This window comes from Labrys sp. F242, assembly GCF_057813875.1.
Window position 1 is genome coordinate 1 of record NZ_JBVASG010000032.1, and the last position, 315, is coordinate 315.

General features: G+C 60.3%; 1 pseudogene. It reads left to right on the forward strand.

The window, feature by feature from the left end:
* Window positions 1–315: pseudogene (locus ACZYTC_RS34310) on the forward strand (NAD/FAD-binding protein); the annotation flags it as partial.

A 315-nucleotide genomic window follows, 5' to 3' on the forward strand; every position in this document is an offset into this window, starting at 1 on the left:
GGGCCGGAACGCGATCAGCCCACGATTCTGGATGATGTTGCGCGACCTCGTCCGCTTCTATCGCGAAGCACCGCGGACTGTTGCGGCGTTAGGAATGATAACCCTCGACGAATATCTCGATGCGGCCGGCTACGGCGATAGCTTCCGCAATGACTATCTCTATCCAATGGCGGCCGCAATCTGGTCGACCCCGGCAGCAAAAATCGGCGCCTATCCCGCGGTTTCGTTCATCCGATTGTGCCAGACGCATGGTCTTCTGAAGCTTGCTGGCCGACCGGTCTGGCGAACCGTCGCCGGCGGCAGTCGGTCCTATGT